The organism is Enterococcus sp. AMC1086, assembly GCF_058216575.1.
The window spans coordinates 1,284,499-1,307,497 of the sequence record NZ_CM177100.1 but is presented as its reverse complement, the minus strand read 5'-3'; the positions used below and the strand labels follow the sequence as shown (position 1 = coordinate 1,307,497).

Sequence of the window (22,999 nt, the reverse complement as noted above, 5' to 3'; positions counted from 1 at the left end):
CGCTAGATTTCAATTTGAAACCGCTCGCTTTTCTAAACGCAGCATTGATTGATAACTAAACCAAGCAGTCGGTAAAAGAAATAAAGGTACTGGAACAAGGGTAAACACAGGGAACATGGTTGAGATAAAACCAACAACGATCAAGCCTAGAAAAATCGCAATCGAGCTAGGAATACTACATAACATTAGAAAAAACGCTTGCTTAAAATAAGACGTCAACGGCATTTCATAACGAACGTAGCACGGTAAAACATAAATCAGCGTTGTGATGACAACCATCGTAAACAAGAATAAGACCACATGAAAAAAGCGATTCTGTATAAAAATAAGGCTGATACGCCAATCAATATATAAAATCAATGAAATAAAGAATGAAATGAAACCTAATACATTTGCCGCTTTAAAATGTTTTTGTCCTGCCTTTAAAAAGTCTTGCCACTTGATAGATGAAACATCGTCCAACTCTTTAAATCCCTTAAATAAAAGATCAATAACTGTAGCAGTACTGGGAAAAATCCCTGTAATGATTCCAAATCGGAAAACACTAACAAACCAAAATAACTGCAATTTAACAATGAATAAAACAATTTCACCTAACCCAATACTTCCTTTTGTCAAATTCCCCATAAAATTCCCCCATTTTTTTAGTTGTACTGGATTTCTTAAGAAAAAGAAATACTCTTTTCGTTATTTAGCAGAAAATCTCCAATGCAGATTAAGTAACCGCTATCAATTTTATTTTTCCAAAGATTTTCAGTATTAGAAAATAACAAAAAAACAAATAATACATAGTATATTTTGAATAATAACATATAACTTAGCTGATTGAAACTATGTAGATTATTCAGTAATGTGTATTTTTTTATGTTGATTGTCTTGTGCTTTTGTTTTTTGGTTAAAGGGGTCAAAAACCAGTGACAGTAGTATTTTAGAGAATAATCTATTCACTGCTTATTTATTATTACACAAAATTTTCTTTTCATCAGAAATAGTAAAAACAGCTATATCTAATGATCTGATTTTTTTAGAATAGCAAAAAAATTCTATTACAAGTTATTCATAATATTTTTATTCTCATGTACTATTCTTTCGAATCAATACATAACCTACTCTAGAAGATGACAAAATACTTTCCTTTCTTATTTTTCTTTCTAAAAAAACTACTTCCTAGAGCTCAGATTATTCTTGATCGCTTTCATATTATCCAGCACATTAGTTGAACTTTCTTGAAACACCGCATTCAAGGAATGAATAGATTTCTCCAGCAGGGAACTTGTATAGGCTAAAAAAATATCGACACTTGAAGAAATACTGGAAGCTTCTCAAAAAAAAATAATCACAGCTTAATTTTGAAACACGTCGCTGGTGTTCTTGCATCCGTACCTATTTAGCAGAAACGAAGCTCGTGGATCGGCACCTTTTGTGTGACAAGGAGATAAAAGCTGGGTAAAGATGTTATCAGGACGCTTTTTTTACCGAATAGAAAAACTTAGAGGAATTTTCCTCTAAGCTCTATTAATCAGTGTATCAGTTTAAAATTCATACTTCATTACTATAAATCAGTTTTCTAAAAATCGTTTAACACTGAACGTTTATCATAATAATTCATTCAAAAATTCATTTTCAATATCTCGTATCAATTCTTGCAAGAACCCTTCTTGATAAGCAACTAGTTTTTCCTCGTAAATCAGATCTCCTAGCTCAATTAATTGATCATTCTTAAGGCTTTTAAGCTTCTTCAACCGACTAGCACTAAGTGGTACCTCCGTTTTAGCTATTTGGAAATGCTGTTGCTCCATTCCTAAAAACTGCAATTGAGACCCAAAAGCATTCTTTAATTTCTGAGCCATTCCTAAACCTTCCGGATCTAAATCACCACTATAATAGATAATAGTTTCAGTTGTTGCTAACTTACGTAGTAACTGCCAAACTGCGAAAGTAAATTGTCCACTGGAACAAAGGATCGGTACTTCTGGCAATAATTCTACCAAAATTGAGTAAATACCAGAGTTCTCCACCACTAAAACTTTTTCTCCAACATAAGGACGTATTGACGTCATTCGCAAAATTTCCTTTAATGGAACATTCCAACTCATTCCTTCAATACACGCCTGTCGCCACATTTGATTTTCTCTATTTTCCGAATTCAGTGCAGTTACCCCTCTAATAGCAGCATAATTCATAATGTCATCCTTCAATAAATGAAATTCATTTAGCAAGCCATGTCGTTGTTCTGTTTTTTCCAACTCTGCTAAACTCTCAATCATCTGATTTGACATCGCTGTCAGTAATTGTAATAGTAGCTGTCCAGCCTCTTTGCTTTCATCAAACGTATGTGGAGATCCAGTAATTTTATAAGCAAACACTGGTAATCTTACAAATTCATTTTTTGGTAAATACTCTAAAGCTATAGATACTTGTTCAAAAATGATCAGATTCGGTAATTCCCTTTTCCACCATTCTTTCAGCTGACGATCGGTCAATAGTAAAGTGAAAGTTGAATCTATCGCTGTTACAGCAGCTTTAAATTGTTCAAAAGCAGTTTCTTCTGACAAATCATAATCCTTTTTTATAGCTAGCGGCTTTTTCATAATAAAAACAACAAAATCCGCTAATGTCCATTCTAAAATACTTTCTGCAAAAGCTTGCTCTAAATCTGCAATACGAATTCGCTTCTTTTGATCCCAAGCAATTATTGTAATACCAAGGAAACCTCGCAATGGTTCAGTATCTGTTTTACTAAATAGACTTAGGCCAACACTGCTACCAAAATTTTCTTTCAGCCAGTACCGCCGCCACAGTTCTTTGGCTAGCAAAGAAAAAACTGGTTGCTTGAAGTAATCCTTAGGTTCAGACAAGCTGCTCGCCTCCCGTTAGAAAATGCTTCTTGTGTCCATCCCAATAATAACGAATTGTAGTGACAAAGTTAACGTTTTGCGGGCGTAACAATTCATAGATGGCTAATTTAGAAACAGTAGGGTAATCACCGAAAAGTGCCTGTGAGTTCATCACATAATTAAAACCTAACTGCTCACAAGCCTTAAACAGCTCGGCGATGTTTTGATCATCTATTCCTGCAAAAGCTTCATCTAAAGTAATGACTCTTGGACATTGCTCTCCCGCATCTTCATAACGAGAATAAGTGGCTGCAAATAACGGCAAGTACATCGCGATCGCTTTTTCTCCTCCAGAGAATTGATTAAAACGACGATCCGTCAGAGGCTGAGCCTGGTAGCCTTCATTTGCTCGTTTGTATTTCAACTCAAATTCAAACCAATCTCGATAGTCCAACACCTTGGCAATAGCTTGGAATAATGTGCTTCGATCATCCGGTTCATTCTGCAATTGCTCTTGAGCCAATCGAACTTTTTCTTGGAAATGACGAGAAACCGCATCTCGATCTTTTTCTGACAAGAGTTCCTTCGGCTTTTGTAATAAACTAACTAATTGATTTGTACTAAGATCTTGTTCAGAAGCAGCAGAAACTCCTTTCCAGCCGATACTTAAGGATAAACCAGAAGAATTTTTTTGTTCTTGTAGTAGTCCATTCATTTTAGCAACCCACAGCTGTGCTTGCTCAATACGTATCCGCAGGACGTTCCCCACTGATTCTAAAATAATTTTTTTGAAAAGTCGTTCGTCATCCTTCTTTAGTAATTCTCGTAATGTCAGTCGCTGCTCTTTCAAATGTTCTAATAAATCAGCCGTCGTCGTTAGTTGTCCTTCTTCAGAAAACTGCGGTTCGTTGTGATTGTTAAAAGAAGCAAATTCACCTAACTCTTGTTCTTCTTCTGATGACAAACTCACACCATTAACATGCATCAATTTAGGTTGATAATTCTGCAATTGATCTGCTATAAAACTGAAATTATTAGAAAAGCGATCCTCCAATTTTTTTAGCTCTTTAATATTTATCTCTTTACCTTGCTCCTTAGCAACACTTAGCAAGTTATCACTTGGGACACCACTACGTTGCAACTCTTTTTCAAATAAAGTATGCCAGTTCTTTTCTTGCCTAACTAGTAAAGCTAAGCGATCTTCTTCGTATTCCAGATCTCTAGTAATTTTTGTGACAGATTCCACTAAAGTAAGTTGCTCATTATTCAATTTCTTATTTTGTTGTTGATACTGTATCTGCTCTTGGGTTGCGGCTTTTAATTTAGCTGTCAGTTCAGCAATATTGATGATCTGTTGCTGTGCTTCATTCTCGTTAATTAATCGTTCCAATTTAGCCGTTTCTCCGACTAGTCCATTCACGTTATACGACAAATCAGCCTCTTCCTCTTGATAGTTGATGACGTTAACTGAAATGGTCTGAATCATTTCTTTTTGCTGGCTGATTTCACTTGATTTACTAAATGTGTCATGAAGATTCTGTTCATAATCTAGCGCATATTGTAAGGCTTTCTTATACGTTGCCACATCTCGACTTAACTGATCCTTGGCCGTTTTTTGCATGATCTGTGACTTCATTTTTAAGATTTTTTGATGTAAATTATTTGTCTCAGTAGTTTTAATAGTCAATTCTTTTTCTTTCGCCGTCAAAACTAGCGCCAATTGTTTAATTTCTGTGTAAGTCTGATAAACTTCCGTTCCTCTAGGAAACTCTTGGTAGGCTGATTCAAATAATTGAAGTCGTTTTTTCTTCTCGCTAATTTGATTTGATAGCTCAAAATTAACCGCTTCTAATTGTTGAACTTCTTCTTCTAATTTAGCTATTTTCTCTTGCCGGTATCGTTCTTGACTGGCAGTTCCTACAAATGAAGCCTTATAATCAATCGGCATCTCACCACTAAGATTTGTAATTCGATAACTACCATCGCTATTAATAATTGGTAAGTCTGCCGTAGGTTCTTCTTCGTTATAAAAAATACTGTCTAACACATTCGCAACTTGATTTTGTAAACTAGGCGATAAGCCAGAATTGACCGTCAAAACTTCTGCTAAGGTAGAAGCTATCAGTTGCGGGTTCGGTTTAATCATCAAATCATCCGTCAATTGGAACGTTCCTTCGCTAATAACACTATCTAAAATACCAGATGACAATAAAGCACCTTCGACTCGATTGCGCTCATCTTCTGTCACACTCTCTTTAAAATCTACTCCTTGATAAAACAAAACATATTCAGCAGTCTCATCCCAGCTTTGTCGATTCGTTTTCCTACCTTCATTACGATATGGTTCTGGTATTTTCTGCGCCTGCCACTCTTTAATTTCCGTTTGTACACGCTTGATTTTATCTTGATTCTCTTTAAAGCTAGCTTTCAATGGTACCAAAGCTAAATGTTCTCGCGTCAACGCTTCCTGATAAGAATCAGTTACAGGAGACAGCACTATTTCTTCACGTTCTTCCTCTTCCAATAGGCTATCTATGCGATAAAGTAACTCATTATACTGCTCTGTCGACAATTGGAATGGAGCCATTTTCAACCAGTTATCAATAGACAACTTCCACTTCTCCAATTCATTCGCCCGCGTCTGTTGCCATTGACGGAGATCTCGTTGTAATTCATCAAATTCCTGCTGCAGCTCACCAACAATCCGTTCTAACTCTAACATCTGTTTTTGTAATTGTTCTTTTTCCAAAAGTAATTGCTGAATTTCACGAAAATGATTCTGTTTTTGGCGAATCTGATCTAGCCAATACTTACGTTCCTCTATAGTGATTGTTTCTCGTAATTTGTCAGAGTAAACCTTGTCTAGTTCATCGAAGCGTAGATAAGTAAGATACTGCTGATTATCTTGAATAAACTCTTCTAAATCCGTATAAAGATTCGCCTGTAACTGTTCTCGTTTTTCTAGTTCAGTTTGCTGATTTTGCAGTAACTGTTGTTTTTTTAGCAACTGCTCTTTCGCACGAGTTAAACGATTTAAGGTATGTTGTAATCGTTGATTCAGTTCCAAGCCTTGATTAACTAAATCCATTCCTTCATGCTGGCTCAATTGTGAAATAGTGGCAGCCAAAGTTTCCATTTGTTGTTCATTTTCCTCATACAATTTTCGATTTTCCACTAAAGCGATGTTATTATTTTTTAATTGCTGATCAAGCTCAGCAACTTGTAGCTTCAAGCGTTTCATATCGTTGAAAAGCTGATGCCATTTTCCAGCAACTTGAGCTATTAGTTCATCATGCCAACGATGATAGTTTTTAGCAAAATGATCTAGCTCTTTAATTTCATTACTTAAATCTTCCAAGCGTTCTCGATGAAGATCTAATTGTTCAATCGTTTTTGATAAAGTCAACAGTTCATCTTCTTTCACCTTTGGTAAGGAATTACGTAAAATACCATAAATTACAGACGGGCGAAAATCCTTAGATAATTTAGGGGAACGTAACTGTAAAAGCAAGGTAATCAATTCATCAAACTGATCTAAATTGTCAAATCCAAAAATATGTTGGTTAACGAATGATTTATATTCTCGTTGGTTTTCAAAGATTCGACCTTTTCCTTCTATACGATTCTTCAATTTTGCTTTCGTTAAAGGAGTTAATTCCCCACGCCGAAGTTCTTCATAAAGCTCAAAATCTTTATCTACTCGCTGATTATTTTCAATGGCGAAAAACCATTTTTTTAACGTACCTCCACGATTAGCATGCATCCCAATTCCTACCGTTAGATATTCTTCCCGCGCTTCCCGTTTTACTTCCAAAAACAGATAGCCAATCCCTTCGTTCCTTTCAGAAACACCCTTTTCACCTAGCAAATAATCTTCCATTTTTCGATCTCGGGAACCAAAAGAATCCAGACGATAGGCACTAGTATCCCCATCAAACAGTACAGGAAATAGACTTTGCATCGTCAATGATTTTCCAGAACCATTCGTCCCTCGTAAAAGCATTCGACCATCTGCTAATTCAAATGTTTCTTTTGTGTAATACCAAAAGTTTAACAAACCAACTCGATTAATTATCCACCTATTCGTCATTTTCTTTCCTCATTTCCGCCATCAAACGACCAAAAGCTGGTTGAATAATGATTTTACTCTCTGAACTCTCAAATAATCTCCACGAAACTCCTCGAGCAAATAAAGTATCAGAAAGCTGATTTATAGTCATCTCACTAAATTCCTTAGACCAATACTCGCAATAGTTGCCTTGTAATTCTTCCAGAAGCCTGTACCACTGATGCTTTGTTAAAGAAACCTCACCATAAGGCGTCGGTTCAAATTCAACTTGTCGCAAAATCGTAGCCAACTGCATCAAAACTTCATCTACCACTTTCCGACTAGGAAAAAGCTCCCGCCAATTATCCCGTTGCTCTAATGTAAACGCTGCATAATCTCGATACAGCTCAAAATGGAACAACGTATTATTTCCTACATATTCCTGAGTATACCGATAATAATTTCGCATCAAAGCAAAAATATCTTCATTTTCAGCAGTTCTTTTTATCTGTGGAACCATTAACAATTGTTGATAAATGACCTGATTGCGTTCCAGACTACTACGGCTTCGCGCTAAATCTTCTTTAAAATCATCAAAAGTCTCATATTGCGTATAAGATTGCGGTGCCACTGCTAAAAAAGATCTAGCCATCGGTGTTGTGCTGAACAGAATCTCCAAATTTTGTTCTGATTGTTCAAAATCTGACACGTCTCCCTCAATCTTTTCAATCAATCGTAATTGCTCCATTTTTTTTACAGCCCGCACTAAACTTTTACGATGATTATAGTTATTCCAATCCACGACCAATTCTTCTGGTACCATCAATTGAAGATTTTGTATTAATTCATCCATCATAAATGGTGCTTCTGTTTCCAATTCTTCCACAAAAGCCATCCCACAACAAAATAAGGCAAAATCCATTGGTGTGATAAAATCATTATTTCCCATCCAAGCTTCCAATTGAAATGGACGTTTCAACAGTTGAATGTACTGAGGACGAATCGTTACGTTTAGCCCGAAGCGTTGGCGAAATTCTCGCTGAATATATTGCTGATGTCGGCGTAAAAAGTTATAATTTTCTGGCTGATCTTCTCGAATAATCCAAAAATTCTCAACTAAAAGCTTTACTGCCAAACCAAATTCTTCTGATTTCATCGTTCCACCCTTTCCATCACTACATAAGGCATTGTTAATTGTCCATCGGCACATTCCACTATAATTTGTTGGTTTAAGTCAATATGAACCTTCACCTCAAAATTTAATTCGGTCATAATAGTTTGCTGTAGCTTTTTTCCTTCATTTTGGCGATTAGGCACCTGAGTCGCAATAGCCCCACTGATCCATTTTAGAAACATTTGACGGGAAGCTATATCTAACCGGTCAATTTTTGAAAAATCTAATCGCCCAGCTTTGAAATAGCCATCAATACACTTACGTTGAGCTAAAACCTTTTGACGATACTTTTCTTGTTCTTCCGCTTGTGCTACTGCATTTATTTTGAAACTAGTTGCTTTCCGTTCCTGACGCGCTCCACGTCCCCGCTTATTAAGAAAAATAATACCTGGCGCAAGTTCCCAACTATTTTCTCGATTATTGGTTGCCTCTGTGCTCTCAGTGACATAAAAATGACGTGAATGCTCTAATCCAAAAATTCCAGCATACATTTTCTGTGCCTCTGTCAAATCATCTACCTGTGCAAACCATTTTGCTAAATGCAGATAATCCTTTTTTCGACTTTGATATTGTCGAATTTCCTGTCCAAAATAATAAATTAGGTTCGTGATTTTAGCGATCATTTGATTGGTTTGTTCCATTAAATTGTCGTATTCACTAAGACGTTGTCCATTCCCAATAAACCAATTTTCGAGCGCATCCATTTCACCAGCTACCTGATCTGCTACTTCTAATTCAGTGATTCCATCAAACATTGGTACTTCCTGTTCCTCTAAATACAATCCTGCAACTAAGACTTGTTGGTCAATTGTCGAAAGTTTTTTGATCACTGTCTGAAATTGAAAGTACAGATTTTGTACACTAACAATGAACTCTCGCAAATAATTCACAAAATTATCTTTATAAACGAGAAATGCTTCCGTTTTCATCCGACTATCTACTTCTGGACTTGTGATATAACGAATATAGTTAGCAGTTTCTTCGCGAATTTGTCCAAATTCAGATCGAACTTCCAACCATAAGTCTACAGGATCTCCAGCTTCATTTATTAAATCCGTTAATAGTTTCAATAACCGACGGAAGCCTCCTTCGTCCAAGGCACCTCTTGAAACTTGTTTAGCATGAGTCAATTGGTAAACCATCTTTTCTACTATTACGCCAGATTCAGTGATTTGATATCTAAAATTCTTATTGCGATATTCTTCAATAGATCGTGGCTGAATCATCTCCTGCTGTTTCTCCAAATTTCCCCACTGGACTAAATTTTCTAAATCCTGATCAACTTCTAATTCGCCATAACTTTCAGAATATTCCTGTTTCATCATTTCAACTACTTCAGGTCGATATAAAGAGCCCTGCATCTGTCTATGACGTTGATAAAAACAACGCATAATTCGTCGATAACGTTCAAAATTTTCTACTGTTAAATAATTAGCTGGCATAATTTTTTTCATATTTAGATAACCTCCGAAAAACATAGAATGATTAAGTTATATTCATCTTTAAATAAGTGTAATTTCGGTATGTACTGATAGATGATCCTTCAATGAATACCATTTTTATTGTTAAAACCATTGAACCATTGTATTTTTATCCTCACTAGTGAACCCTTCGATACTAGTACATTCTATTATTAACTATACTCAAAGTAATTATATCATTATTTAGTCTTGATTTTCAGACATTTTAACGAATAAATATGATTCCAACTATTTTTAAGTGGAAGTTAAATTTGAAAATATGAATATTATTTAAAAATTTACAATTAAATAAAAATCTAAAATTTGCTATTTTTCTTCATTTCAGGTTCAACTTTTGATTTACTTTAATACAGTATGTACATCTATAATTATGATATAATTAATCTCAATTATTAGAAGAAAGCGCAGAGATGATCAATATTTATTCAATTAAAAATGCGGACAAAATTGAGCGAGAGAAGATGATTACGGAAGCATTAGAACGATCAATATTAGTCGGAAAAGAGCCTCCTAGAGAAACGATGAATTTAGTTCAAACTTATGTTGATGGTGAATTTGAATTATCAACCATACTTGAACCAACAATCAACAATATAAGCAACCCATGGATCATTCATGATAGTTCCTTAATTATATAAAAATATGCCTGTATTAAAGGATAAGTTCATTATAAAAAATCACAAGCTAGCATCCTAGTATAAGAAGTCCGCGAAAGTCCAGCTTACAAAGACATAAAAAAACTAAAAATATATTCTTATGCTATGCTAAATGAAACAGAAAAAATCGCTTCTAATTTTGTAGGATTTTATAAAAGGAGGAATATTCATGGCAATATCGTAAACCTATTTAGATGATATATTAATTAGAATGGCTTACCACTCCAGCACCATAGAAAGAAATACAATCATACTTGCTGAAACAGTTTTAATTATTCTAGAAGAAACGATTATTGCACCAGAAAAAGGGCTTAAGGTGCGTGAATTCTATGAGATAGCAAACCACAAGCAGGCATTTGATTATCTTATCAGTGCTTAAATAATGATGAGCCTTTTTCTGAACGAGTCATAAAGAAAATACATGAGTTTTTATTGGATCGCATTCAATTTGAACGCATTTATCCGTTTAGTGATGGCAATGGACGTACTGGTAGAATGATTCATATTTTTCTAGCTCTAGAATACGGCCATGCTCCTATTCTTGTTAAAGTTGATGATAAAGCCTTGTATATTACTTTACTATCAAGAGAAGATACAAATGGTTTGGTGAAACTTTTTAAAGAATCAATGGAATTTGAAGCTGAAAGAATGACTCAATTTTCTTAATACAAATATAAAATTATAAGCTCTTCGTAATTCATTCAAAATAAAAAAGCTGAGTAAGTTCTGGTTCAGAACAACTCAACTTTTTAACAATTAGCAAATGACTTTATTGATCTGCTAATAACCAATCTGCAATATAAATAATTGGAATCCCATCTATTTGCTCTACATCATGATATCTGCCTGTTACAACTATTTTCTTATAGTTATCTTTGATATTTAAAAGGTTATCCGTTTCATGTGTATTATTTGGTAATTCATAGGCCACTTGCACATAAAGCGTTTCATCTAGTTTTCTAGCAACGAAATCGATTTCTTTACTATCAAGTCTGCCAACATCCACCGTATATCCTCTTCTCTTTAATTCTATAAAAACAATATTTTCTAAACGATTACTATAATTACCGTCTTTTCTACCAACAGCATTTCTACGTAAGCCAGAGTCCACAATAAAGTATTTTCCATTAGTTCTAAGATATTCTCGTCCTCGAATATCATATTGTTTTGCGCGATAAAATAAATAGCCATTCTCAAGCAAATCTAAATAACGATTTACAGTATGAGTCGTTGTTTCAACACCTTCACTTTTTAACGTATTAACAATTTTTGATGCATTAACTAACTGACCAACATTATCTGACAAAAAGCTAATGATTGATTTTAAGGCTGTAGGATCTTTTACACTTGCTCTTAGCGCAACATCATTTAAAACAATTGTATCAAAAATTCCAGATAAAATAGTATCTTTAATGGATTCTTCCGCAATAACAACACTAGGAAATCCACCATATTTTTCATATTCATCATAAGCACCATCTACCTTACGAGAATCTGCTTCAATTTCTTTTACGCTTATAAATTCATGAAAAGAAAATGGATAAATTGGAATTTCGATATAGCGACCACTTAAAAGTGTAGCTAATTCACCTGATAGCATATTTGCGTTTGAACCGGTAATAATAATGTCACTATCGAAACTAACTCGGAGACCATTAACAATTCGCTGCCAACCTTCCACAACTTGAATTTCATCAAACAACAAATAAATTTTTTGATTATCTTTTGGGATCAATTCATTCAATTTTTCACGAAATTTTTCTTCAGTTGTAATTGTCTGATAGTCAAAACTTTCAAAATTCATGTAAATGATATGATCCTCAGGTATATTTTCTTGTAGTAAGTATTCTTTAAAAAGCATTAATAAGACTGATTTTCCAGAACGGCGTACTCCTGTAATAACCTTTATGAAGTCAGAATCTTTAAATTGGATAAGCTGCTTAAGGTAAGTAGGTCTTTGAAACATCTTTATCTCCCCTTTGAAGTAAACTGCTATTCACTATCTATTTTACCATTATTTGAAGTTGACTTCAAATAATGGTATTTCATATAAATTAAAGAAGTTCAAACAATAAAATTGGGTTGAGAATATAAGCTATAAAATTAGACATACAACTTTGAAATAAATTATAGGGAGATAACAATAGAAATAGTAATACTCTTCACTCTTCAAATTATCCATGTAGTTCATACAGCTTATTTTTCTTCTAAAATTAATAAGTAAACTTCTTTGTCCCATATTTCAGGATAATAGTTTTAGTATGCTTTCAAATTCCAAATTTTTGTTCTTTTTCTCTGTTCTCCTTGATTTTCACTGTCGTTTTTATATGCTTAATGAATAGAATGGACATAAAAAGCTGAGTAAGTCCTGATTCAGAACATCACTCAACTTTATGACAATTTAATTCTTGGCCCCTTTTTGTTTGGCTGGAATCGAACGGGAATGATCTTGAAAACAGCAACTACTGTCCTCACGAGTATGCTAATAGTAAATGGATCACTAGCCTTTTGTCCATTGCGCCAATACTTTTTTTGTTTCTATTTTATGATTGATTTTTATCGCTGGTGGTGATTATGAAACGTAGTGATGTACAAGTTAAAAAATAGAAAATTAAAAACAGCACCTTACAACCTGACTGGTATCATGCTGCAAGTAACGGTCTTACATATTTGTACAATGAACATTACTTCTCTAAAAAATGTGAAATTGTTTCTACTATTTTTTTAGATTGAGTGTGGTGTAGGTAGTGTCCACCCTCTAAAATCTTTATCTCAGTCTTATCATTATCTTTTATCATGACTTCATGAATCGGAACCCATCGATCATCCGGCTCAATACTTTCAGAGGCTAAAAAGTATAAAACTGGTAGCTGAACCGGATAGGTTATGTTAGCTACTTTATCAAAGTTTGCTTGCATTACTTCTCCTTCATTCAATGTCGCCTTATTCCCAATATTCTTTAAGGAAATATATTTAAACTGTTCAGAGTCTTCTTTCGATAACTTAGGGGCATTTAAAATGGTCGGATTGACGTCAGCGATTAGACGATAGATACCTGATTGACTCAATAACTTAATTGCTCCACCTTGATTATCATCCGCTCCACCTTGGTCGGGCAAGCTACTATCAATCCCAATAAAGCTTTTCACTTCATTCGGATACTCATTAATATAAACAAGTGAATAGATTCCAGAAATCGAATGTCCCACTAAATGATACGAGCGAGTATTCAACTGCTCCAACGCTTGATGAAGCTCACTCGTTAAATTCTCAATTGATCGTACCTTATCTGTATCATCACTTAACCCATAACCGAAGGGTTCCACCACCACGACTTTATATTCTTTTGATAACTCATTCACTAGTGGTTGAAAATCAAGGACAGGAGAACTTGTTAGATAACCAGGTAACAATACCATTGTCTCTTCACCTTTCCCCGTTACTTGAACACGCAGAGATTTGTTATCTACTTTCACTTCTTGACCATAAGGAATAATTTTTTTAGATTCTTTTTTTAGTTGGATTTTATTGTTTGCATAAATTCCGATAAAAACCATAAGCACAACTACTAACAAACTTCCCACTAAAATACCTAAAATTTTAACTACTTTTTTCATATTTATTCCTCAAATCTGTCAGTTTTCCAAAAAATTGCTTGTTTCTTTTACGATTGTTTCCATTTGCGTATGGTGTAAATAATGGGCACCTGGCAATTGAATCAAGTCTCCTTTATCTAATCCTCTCACCTGATCTTGATGCATCTCAAGCCAATTTTTTTGATTTTTATCATTATCTGCAACAAATAATAAGACCGGCATCGCTTTTGGATACGTTAAGCCACGAGAATCAGCGAAGCTATTACTTAATTCTTGAAGCTCATCTTTCATCGCCGGACTACTCATGTTCTTCATCGTCAATAACTTAATCTGTTCAAAATCAGGGTTATCTTGACTCACTCCTAAACCAGTTTCTGGACTCACTTTGATCAACGCTCGGAAAACGCCTGCTGTTTTTAAGAAGTCAAAAACTGACATGTCGATACCAGGCCAAGGCTGTTCTGGTGTGCTGGAATCAATTCCCACAAAGCCTTCCATTTCATTTGGATAAGCTTGGGCATAATTCACCGCATAAAGCCCTGCAATCGAGTGTCCCATCAATGTGTATTTAGAAATGTTCAGTTCTTTGGCTACTTGATGGATTTCTTCCACAATGTTTTCAACGCTACGACGACGATTCGTTTGGCTACTTAATCCATAGCCAAATGGCTCAATCGTGACTACACGATACTCTTTTTTTAACTCATTGATCATCGGTTTAAAATCTAAATAAGGACTAGCTGTTCCTTGCCCCGGTAAAAGTAAAATAGTTTTCTTTCCTTGACCTTCATCTACAATGTTCATCTCACCGTCAAAAATTTTTAACTTCTCACCATATGACTCAATTCGTTTTGCTTCACTTTTCAAACTTATCTGGTGAATCGTAAAGGTAATCAGCAATGTCACTACTAAGATAGTAATTATACCTAAGATTACTTTACCCAGTCCTCGTAATAATCTGATGCCTAGCGATTTAGTTTTTAGTTGTTTCGTCATTTAGTTCTGCCACCTTTATCATAATTTGTTGGTCAAGTTTCTCTAAAAACGCATCACTTATAATTGGCATTCCAGTATTCTCAAGCATTATTTTGGCAGCCATTAATTTTTCAAAAAAAGTCTCTACTGTATTTGGAAACAACGCTTGAATAAACCACGTACTTAAAATCAAGATCGCTAATTCAGCCATTTGCTTCGGTTGATCAACTGTAACTGATCCATCACTATTTCCTTCAATCAGACAGGTTTCCACTAATGGTGCCATGATTTCATTCGTCGTCCGAATATACATTGAAAAGAATTTAGGATTATCTAACAAGGTAAAACTAAGGATACGAGACTGACTGGCCTCACTATTGAACATGCCTTCAAATAACAGAGCCTGAATTTTCTCTAATCCATTTAAATTATCTTTTTCCATAATTGTTGTTAAGGTAGTTTCATTGGGAATAAATCGTCTAACAACAGCGTCTATAATCTCATCTTTAGATGCATAGTGGTGATAAATGGCTCCTTTGGTTAAACCATCTAAACCTTTGACGATATCCGAAATAGATGTTTTTTCATAGCCTTTTTCGATAAATAGTTGTGTTGAAACATCTAGAATTAATGATTTAGCTTCCTCTGCTGTATATTTTTTTGGCATTGTAATCTCTCCTCCCTCGAAAACATTCAATTGGTATGTTTTTATCATACGCTATTTTTGAGGAATGTCAAATCATATTGATTTTACGCTCTGATTCCGCTAAGTTTTATATTATATATAAATTCTGAAAACACATTAAATTGCCGTCATTATGCCCCTATTCGGCATTTAACTAATAGAATAACTTAGAACAAAAAATAGAAGACTAAAAATCCTAAAGAGGATTTTCAGTCTTCTATTTTTGATTACAGGGAGAGATAATCTTATTTATTTGTTTATTTAGTCACTCAATTTTTACCATGTAATAAGAGATTCAAAAATATTATATTTGTACCACGCCTCCAGTTTTCTCGTCAATTACAAATAAATTTTAATTCTTCAACGATACAATTAACATCCTCGAAATCCAAGGAATACCATAAGCGTTATGCTTCAACTCTCTATTTTTGGACAGACTTGCTAGTATATTTAAAGAGTTCAATCTCTTTTTAGTTTTACCAGGTCCAGATTGCATTTGAATTGAAAAATGAAAAACTTAAATTTCTTTTTCATTTTTTTTAAATAAATAATCTATTGTCACATCTTCTAACTCTTTAACGGCTCCTGAAAGATAATCTTAAAAAGAAATTTAAAGTGACTTATTTATTTGCTAGCTTATTCATTACCAATTAAATTACATAACATGTATGCAGAAATTATTATAGATTAAATAAAAAATGCTAATTTATAATTGTTTTAGTGGATAAGAAAAAATTAGTAATTTCTGCTTTAGAAAGTTATTCAACTTCTCTTAATGTAATACTCTGATTAAATTACTACGGAGGAATGATAGTTCATAAGATTTTTATTTCAATACTCAAAATCAAAAATTCTTTCGAAAAATTTAAATAGAATTGTTCGATAATTCAAAGGCTGGTATCCTCTTTAAACCGTTTTTTATTTCTCAAAACTATATTTTCGATAAACTAAGAACATTAAAAAGCATAGGTCAAAGACAACCCCATAATAAAAAGCCAAACCACTGAAAATGAATAATTGACAATTAATCCACCTATAATACTTGTTCCCAAAATATTTCCAAAAGCACCAATCAATAGTAGAAAAGAATTCATTCGTCCTTCATACTCTTTGCCTGCAAGCATAGATACAACAACACTAATATTTGTTTGAACAACAATTTCACCTATCGTCAAAAAGAATATAAACAAGATCATTCCAACTAGATTTGAAAAAAGTAATAGACACAAAAAGCTAGTCAAATAGAAGAAACTACCAATTATGATCAGCATAATTGGATTAATACTTTTAGTAATCCGTAAAATCATTGGGGTGATTAACAACACCATCGAAGCGTTTATTAACATCATAGTTCCATAGACTTTTGGCCCATTGGTAAACCATGTATTGAATTGCAACGGTACACTAAATGAAACTTGTATATAAATCATAAAGTTTAAAATTGAAAAGACAATCGCTTTTATCGCTAAATGATTTTGACTCCATAGCTCAGCCAATGAAAACTTAACTTTTTTATCTTGCTGTTTAGGATAAATAAGCCGCTCTTCTCTATATTTTAGTTGAATACAAACCGTGGCTATTAGATTAAGCACTGCGACCAATAAAAAATACAAGGCAAGATATTGATCAAACCAAAGTCCATTTAAAAAAGGACCAATCGCAACTCCTAAATTTAAAAATAGATAGAGCAAAGAAAAACCACTTTTCTTCGTGTTTAAGTTACCATTGGAATTTTCTAAAATAAACACATTGTAGATTGGATTTGTGAACCCAAAAATACCACTGATTATAATCAACAAATAAACAACTACAAATGATCCTAAAAACAAGGCACACAAAAAAGAACAAATAACTAATAAATATTGACTAAATAAAAATAACGTTCTCTTTGAAAACTTATCACTCAAATATCCACCTAAAAAGATACAAACTAGGTTTACCAATAAAGCAATTGATACAAAAGAGGCAGCTTCTATGTCTGTTTTATTGAGCTTTAACGTTATATAATTAGTTAGTAACGGATAAACAAATCTTGCTAAACATATAATATAAACATTTGGAGGCAATCCTTTATATACAGATAAATATTTTTTTATAATCATTCTTCTACCACCATTAAATCAAAAAAACGATGGTACACAGTCAATAGTTTTTCTCGTAACAAATCATAGTTTACATCTTCAATAATGGCAAATCCTGATCTAGTCATCGTATCCTTAACATCTAATAAACGGTCTCCAATTGACCTTTGAACTTCAAAGGTAATAATCCCTTCAATGTCTTTAAAATCCTTTAACGTCGCAAGAGCAACTATTTCTCCTGCTTTTTGTGGTAGGCAAATCATGCCGGTAAAGATATCTTTTGACTGTTTTGGAGAAACAAATTTTTGTAATTCAACATCAATCATTGCTTCAAACATATCTACATTAAATGTATTCTTGATAATCGGGGGCATAACATCTGCACCGCCAATGCGGGCACCTATTTCACCAAAATACACTTCCCCATCTTTTGTAACAAAATATTCTCCATGGGTAACTGTATTATTTATTCCTAACGCGGAAATTACTTTTTCATTTAGTTCACTTATTTTTCTAGTGGCAGTATTTTTTTCACTCTCTGCTTTTGAAAATACAATGCTAGCAGGAGGTCTACCTTTCGTTGCAATATCCATGCAGTTATATAAATATTTACTTACAGAAGAAAATACGACTTGTCCATTTTGAACAACACAATCACAATGATATTCTTCTCCATCTATAAAACTCTCTAATAGAATTCTATTATCCGAGATTGCTAATAATAATTCATTTTCTATTGCTAAATTAGAAAAATACTCTGAAATGTCCTTATTTGACAAAAGTTTTTGAGTATTCAATGTAGCAAATCCATTTAGTGGTTTCGCTACGATTGGAAAACCGACTTTCTTAGCAAACAATATTGCTTCATTTTCAGATACAGCAATTGCATTCTTACTTGTGTTTAGTTCTCTTTGGTGAAGCATTTCATTCATTATCCATTTATCTCTTACCGCTAATGCTTGATTTTTTTGAATACCTGGTATTCCAAACTTACTTCTCAAATCACCGCCAATTTCAATCAAATTTTCCTTTGGAGCATACAATGCAACAATCTCGTACTTACTTTTAAAATCAGCGATAATATCAGACAAATTTTCAAAATCAAGTATATCCTTTACTTTTACACAACTATCAAAATAGTTTGCTACTTGATCATTAAATTCTTCTACGCTGGAAATTAGTAATTTGTTATAGTTATAATCGTTTAGCTTTTGGACCCATCTCGTTCCGTTTTTATCACTGATTGGAATATCACTCAGATAAACAATCGCTTGCTCCATTTATTCTCACCTCAATAAACTAAATTTTTTGGTTAACATTCTGATCTGTTCATCCTCACCATACAATGCAACAACGACTGGCTCTAAGTCCTTCAATTCATTGGTAGAGATTTCTGTTTTATACTCAGAAAATTGATTGTTTAAACGTTGTCCTTTACTTGTAAACACGACAGATTCAATATCATCTAGCTCATTGACTGTTTCAGTAAGTGTCAACAGTGCTGTTGGATTAGATTTTAGAACAACTAAGCTATTCCTTATACCTGCATGCTTGTTACCATTTAAATCAATTATTTTTTCTGAATCGATCATACCTTCAGTAATATTTGCTAATGCGGCTGATACAATAGCAATCACATTAGCTTGTTCTCCAAAAGGAAGATTTTTATTAATTATTATTGCTGTTCGCTTCATTGATTATTCTCCTTTGCTTTAAAAATTATCCAAGGCATAGAAATTCCTTCTCTAAGAGTTGCATGGATTTTCAAATTAAAATGCTCAGCACATAAAGAGTTTGTGATACATGCTATAAAACTTTTGTCTTGATTATTCTTAATAAGTTTTTCACATGCTTCCTCATTTGAATCCACATACGTTAACTTTGCGACCGATGAACTACTTGGAATATCAGCTACTAAGTTTTTAGTCGCTCTATGTAAAAATAACTCGCTACATTCTTTTATTATCTTGGAATTACTTGCAAAGACTAAGCTTGGTATTTTTTCTACAAAACTTTTATATACTTCTAAATCATTATCCATAATAAATTTATTAATGTCTGGATATGCTCCCGGAATCAAAACCTTTTGAATCGAGTTTTTCTTTAACGATTCAATTGCTCGTTCAAAGCTTGAAAATCCTTTTAATTCATCATCTGTACTTAATTCTTTAGCGATATGCATGCTGCATGTTAATTGACTCAATTCATTTCCCAACGTCCCTAAATCATTGTTCATCACTTCTCCTTTTTTTAACAGAAAATTCTGTCTATTCACACCAAATTATTATTTTTAACTCAATATACCAATTTAGATTTAATAAGTCAACAAATTTCTGCTTTTATCAAGATAAGTATAGCTTTACTTGACTAAGCGATTTTAATCAAAGGTGAAGCTTGTTTAAAACTTTATGAATAAATCGTTCACTTTTTTTATCTGTTCGCCTTGATTCTCGCTGTCGATTTATTTATACTTAGTGTATAGAATGGAAATAAAAAAGCTGAGTAAGTCCTGATTCAGAACATCACTCAACTTTATGACAATTTAATCCTTGGCACCTTTTTGTTTGGCTGGCACTGAACGGAAATGGTCTTGAAAACATCAGTAAATGTCTACGCAAGTATGCCAATAGTAAATGAATCACTAGCTTTTTTGTTGTGTCTCTTTTTGAGCTACAACTAGAAAGGATTACTAGGTTTCTTTAAAGTACTATTGACTTATTCAGGTATTGGACATTGCGCCAATGCCTTTTTTGTTTCTATTCTAGGTCTGAATTTTATTATGGTGGTGATAATGAAACGTAGCGATGTACAAGTTTAAAAATAGAAAAATAAAAAACGGCACCTTACAACCTGACTGGCATCACGTTGCAAGGCCCCGAATAAGCAGCAGTAACTGCATAATCGAGTTGCCGATAGCGCGTACCGAAGTACTCGCATGTTTTATTGTACTTAATTTTGATTGATTTTACTAGTCTCTTTGCTGGATTCTTTCATTTTTTTGGCGATTTCATGTATTCTTTGGCGAACTATTGCACACGATGAGGCACAGATAGGTCTGATCGTTTTTTATTTTCCTGTTGGTTTTTCAAAAAAATAGGAATGGATGTGTAGTGATGAGTAAAGAACAGAATTTGAAGGCGGTACCTTATCAGGATATTTTGGATGTGCGGAGTGAGTTGATCAAGCTTCGATCTTGGCAGAAGTCGTTGGTTTATTTGGATGAGTTTTTTGATGGGAAAGTTACGAGGAATAAGAAGGATATGCGGATGCGTTATTATTCTTGTCAGCAGTTGTATCAAGTTTTTACCGGGGATTTTGAGGGGGTTTTGATGGAGAGTGAAGAGATTGTAGCGAGGATGGTTCAGAGAAACAAAGTTTAGTTTAATAAAAACAAGTATATACTCTTCACTTTCTTAAACAGAAAAGAGTATATACTTATTTTGAATAATTATATTTTATTCATATATCAAATAGTATAACTTATATCATCAAAAATATTATATTCAGTAGCGATAATTTTAATAATAGAAAGAATCGTTTCCGAACTAAAGTTTGTTTCTACAATTTCACCGTTGGATAGTTTGCCTGGATTTCTAACTTCATCTGCTGGACTAAATAGTCTTTTAAGTACTTCTCTTCTTTTTAAATTAGCAAATGTTTGACTGTCAAATTCCCAAACAAAATCTAAAAATGAAATAAGTACCTTTTTCCAACTATCAACTTTGTAGTCTTTATCTTCAATAGATAATAACTTCGGTTTACTTCCTGTAATATTAACGTCTTCATCTAAAAAGTGTTCTCCACTTACAGAAGACTGTTCTTCAACTTGTAATTGTATAGGAAATTTCCAGATTTTTAATGCTTCTTCACTTAGTTTTTTTGCTCTATCCTCAATTGTAAAGGCATCCCATTTATCATATTCATTAGCTAGTTCTCGAGTTAAAGTTATATTTGATTGATAATACATTTTACTTTTTTCGCTAAATAACTTGTTAGATAATTCTGAATTATATCCTGTTAAGGTCAAATTACCGATTGTATCACCATATTTAATTTGAACGTCATTAGCATTTTTAACTGAAACCTTCCAATCATTCGTTAAAGTTTGTGGCATAATATGCTCCACTTGAATCGATTCAAAGCTAATTGGTTCTTTTGTCCGATAAAGTTCAAGCATCATCAAAACTAACTTAGCGAGATTGTTTTTTCTATTATATAAAGCGACTGTTTGAAAACTATTTACAAATTCTGCATCTCTTGGAAAAATTTGCGTTCCCTTTTTATTGGTTAATTCAACAATTAAACGATCTTTCTCATTAGTCATTGAAATCTCACGAGATAACGCTGCAAACATTTTATTCAATACATTGGTTCTTTTATCAGTAATTGAACGTCTAAACAGATAAGACTCGACTGTTCCAAAAATTTCATCAACATCGTTCCATGTATAGATTCCATCATCACCTAATTTTAGAATTTGCATTAAGTATGGGTATACAATTGTTGCTTTCATAAGATTAACTCTTTTAATTCGTTCATTTACTGTTGATTTTGGAATAATTTCATTGTTTAACCAGAAATAATATTTCGAGTAATTTTCCAGTTCTTTGATTGCTGTCTCAGGCGTGTAGTGATTATTATTGAAGAATCGTTTGTATTCTTCATACACCCGTCTTTCTGTCACAGTAGCACCAAATTTTAACGTTAAATAGAACCTAATAAAAGTAGATAGTTGATTTGTTGGAATTCGTTCCTCAATTTTTGTCCAATAATCTTTATATAAACGATTTTGCGTTCCATGATCGATGCCCATTAGCAGGAAATTTCTAATCAAATCAGATGCTGTTAAAGAGAGTCCAGTTGAATTAATACTTTCAAAGATTACTTGTGGATTTTCTGATTCATCATTACCGTTCAATTCAATATAAACAATTTCTATCATCCCTAACGCATCAAAAAATTCCTTAGGCTCATATTCTGATTCCTCAATTCTTGTTAGAAAGAGATTGAAGTTTTCAGAAACCTTAGATGTTTCTTCCACTTCATGCTTCTCAATAATTTTACGAAATACGAGACGGTCTTTTTCAACAGAACGTAGTTTAATTTTATTATTTTCTTCACTACGAGGATTGAGCAAGTAGTCATCTAAAATTTCATCGTAAAGACTTTCATCATCCGATAAATCAGCAATTGCTTTCATAAATAGCATAAAGCTAGTAATCCGTTGCTGTCCATCGATAATATTAAAATATTTACTTAGTTTCGGTCCACGCTCGTCCACATAAACAATAGTTCCAAGAAAATGTTTAGCAGAGAAATCATCTTGAATAATCTTTTCAACATCATTAAATAACTGAACACATTGCTCATTTGACCATTCATAATTACGTTGATAAACAGGAATATTAAAAATAGTCTTTTTTTGTTCTAAAAACTCAAAAAATTTAATCGTATCTGCTTTCAAAT

General features: G+C 33.4%; 17 protein-coding genes and 1 pseudogene. 4 read left to right on the top strand and 14 right to left on the bottom strand.

From position 1 onward, the window contains the following. Positions 1-9: 9 nt before the first annotated feature. Positions 10-627 carry a YesL family protein gene (locus AC4BC4_RS06100; protein ID WP_490477113.1) on the bottom strand — a complete coding sequence of 206 codons (618 nt, stop codon included), beginning with the start codon at positions 625-627 and terminating at the stop codon, positions 10-12. A gap of 491 nt (positions 628-1,118) precedes the next feature. On the opposite strand from AC4BC4_RS06100, the gene AC4BC4_RS06095 reads away from it, so the two are divergent. After that, positions 1,119-1,220, top strand: coding sequence for a transposase (locus tag AC4BC4_RS06095; RefSeq protein ID WP_490477112.1), 102 nt, complete (start codon positions 1,119-1,121; stop codon positions 1,218-1,220). Positions 1,221-1,595: 375 nt separating this feature from the next. Here the strand turns inward: AC4BC4_RS06095 and AC4BC4_RS06090 are convergent, their stop codons facing one another. The 4 genes from AC4BC4_RS06090 to AC4BC4_RS06075 are packed head-to-tail and all read right to left on the bottom strand — an operon-like array spanning position 1,596 to position 9,513. After that, positions 1,596-2,858 (bottom strand): DUF2399 domain-containing protein, encoded by a 1,263-nt coding sequence (locus AC4BC4_RS06090; RefSeq protein ID WP_490477111.1) that lies wholly within the window; start codon positions 2,856-2,858, stop codon positions 1,596-1,598. Further along, positions 2,851-6,927: a TIGR02680 family protein gene (locus AC4BC4_RS06085; protein ID WP_490477110.1), complete on the bottom strand. Its 4,077-nt coding sequence runs from the start codon at positions 6,925-6,927 to the stop codon at positions 2,851-2,853. The genes AC4BC4_RS06090 and AC4BC4_RS06085 overlap by 8 nt, the downstream gene beginning before the upstream one ends. Continuing rightward, on the bottom strand, positions 6,917-8,041 hold the full coding sequence (locus AC4BC4_RS06080) for a TIGR02678 family protein (protein WP_490477109.1): 1,125 nt from the start codon (positions 8,039-8,041) through the stop codon (positions 6,917-6,919). Before AC4BC4_RS06080 ends, AC4BC4_RS06085 begins: the two co-directional genes overlap by 11 nt. After that, positions 8,038-9,513, bottom strand: coding sequence for a TIGR02677 family protein (locus tag AC4BC4_RS06075; RefSeq protein WP_490477108.1), 1,476 nt, complete (start codon positions 9,511-9,513; stop codon positions 8,038-8,040). Before AC4BC4_RS06075 ends, AC4BC4_RS06080 begins: the two co-directional genes overlap by 4 nt. A gap of 488 nt (positions 9,514-10,001) precedes the next feature. On the opposite strand from AC4BC4_RS06075, the gene AC4BC4_RS06070 reads away from it, so the two are divergent. Together AC4BC4_RS06070 and AC4BC4_RS06065 are read left to right on the top strand one after the other, a co-directional pair. After that, the gene (locus AC4BC4_RS06070; protein ID WP_490477107.1) at positions 10,002-10,178 is read left to right on the top strand and encodes a hypothetical protein; all 177 of its coding nucleotides are present in this window, start codon (positions 10,002-10,004) and stop codon (positions 10,176-10,178) included. 229 nt (positions 10,179-10,407) lie between these two features. Then, a pseudogene (locus AC4BC4_RS06065) lies at positions 10,408-10,862 on the top strand (Fic family protein). Positions 10,863-10,965: 103 nt separating this feature from the next. On the opposite strand, the gene AC4BC4_RS06060 reads toward AC4BC4_RS06065, so the two are convergent. The 8 genes from AC4BC4_RS06060 to AC4BC4_RS06025 all read right to left on the bottom strand — a co-directional run bounded on the left by AC4BC4_RS06060 (position 10,966) and on the right by AC4BC4_RS06025 (position 19,769). After that, positions 10,966-12,162 (bottom strand): ATP-binding protein, encoded by a 1,197-nt coding sequence (locus AC4BC4_RS06060; protein WP_490477106.1) that lies wholly within the window; start codon positions 12,160-12,162, stop codon positions 10,966-10,968. 718 nt (positions 12,163-12,880) lie between these two features. Beyond that, on the bottom strand, positions 12,881-13,813 hold the full coding sequence (locus AC4BC4_RS06055) for an alpha/beta fold hydrolase (RefSeq protein ID WP_490477105.1): 933 nt from the start codon (positions 13,811-13,813) through the stop codon (positions 12,881-12,883). Positions 13,814-13,831: 18 nt separating this feature from the next. After that, positions 13,832-14,788, bottom strand: a complete 957-nt coding sequence (locus AC4BC4_RS06050) for an alpha/beta fold hydrolase (RefSeq protein WP_490477104.1) — start codon at positions 14,786-14,788, stop codon at positions 13,832-13,834. After that, positions 14,766-15,434 (bottom strand): TetR/AcrR family transcriptional regulator, encoded by a 669-nt coding sequence (locus AC4BC4_RS06045; protein ID WP_438756374.1) that lies wholly within the window; start codon positions 15,432-15,434, stop codon positions 14,766-14,768. The genes AC4BC4_RS06050 and AC4BC4_RS06045 overlap by 23 nt, the downstream gene beginning before the upstream one ends. Before the next feature lie 974 nt (positions 15,435-16,408). Further along, entirely contained in the window at positions 16,409-17,554 is a 1,146-nt protein-coding gene (locus AC4BC4_RS06040) for an MFS transporter (RefSeq protein ID WP_490477103.1), read from the bottom strand. Then, positions 17,551-18,813 (bottom strand): ATP-grasp domain-containing protein, encoded by a 1,263-nt coding sequence (locus tag AC4BC4_RS06035; RefSeq protein WP_438756376.1) that lies wholly within the window; start codon positions 18,811-18,813, stop codon positions 17,551-17,553. The genes AC4BC4_RS06040 and AC4BC4_RS06035 overlap by 4 nt, the downstream gene beginning before the upstream one ends. Before the next feature lie 6 nt (positions 18,814-18,819). Further along, on the bottom strand, positions 18,820-19,227 hold the full coding sequence (locus AC4BC4_RS06030) for a DUF2000 family protein (RefSeq protein ID WP_490477102.1): 408 nt from the start codon (positions 19,225-19,227) through the stop codon (positions 18,820-18,822). Further along, a complete protein-coding gene (locus AC4BC4_RS06025) occupies positions 19,224-19,769 on the bottom strand; it encodes a hypothetical protein (protein WP_490477101.1) in 546 nt (181 codons plus the stop codon). Before AC4BC4_RS06025 ends, AC4BC4_RS06030 begins: the two co-directional genes overlap by 4 nt. A gap of 877 nt (positions 19,770-20,646) precedes the next feature. On the opposite strand from AC4BC4_RS06025, the gene AC4BC4_RS06020 reads away from it, so the two are divergent. Further along, on the top strand, positions 20,647-20,913 hold the full coding sequence (locus AC4BC4_RS06020) for a hypothetical protein (RefSeq protein ID WP_490477100.1): 267 nt from the start codon (positions 20,647-20,649) through the stop codon (positions 20,911-20,913). 86 nt (positions 20,914-20,999) lie between these two features. On the opposite strand, the gene AC4BC4_RS06015 is transcribed toward AC4BC4_RS06020, so the two are convergent. Beyond that, positions 21,000-22,997, bottom strand: a complete 1,998-nt coding sequence (locus tag AC4BC4_RS06015) for a DUF262 domain-containing protein (protein ID WP_490477099.1) — start codon at positions 22,995-22,997, stop codon at positions 21,000-21,002. Between the last annotated feature and the right edge of the window lie 2 nt (positions 22,998-22,999).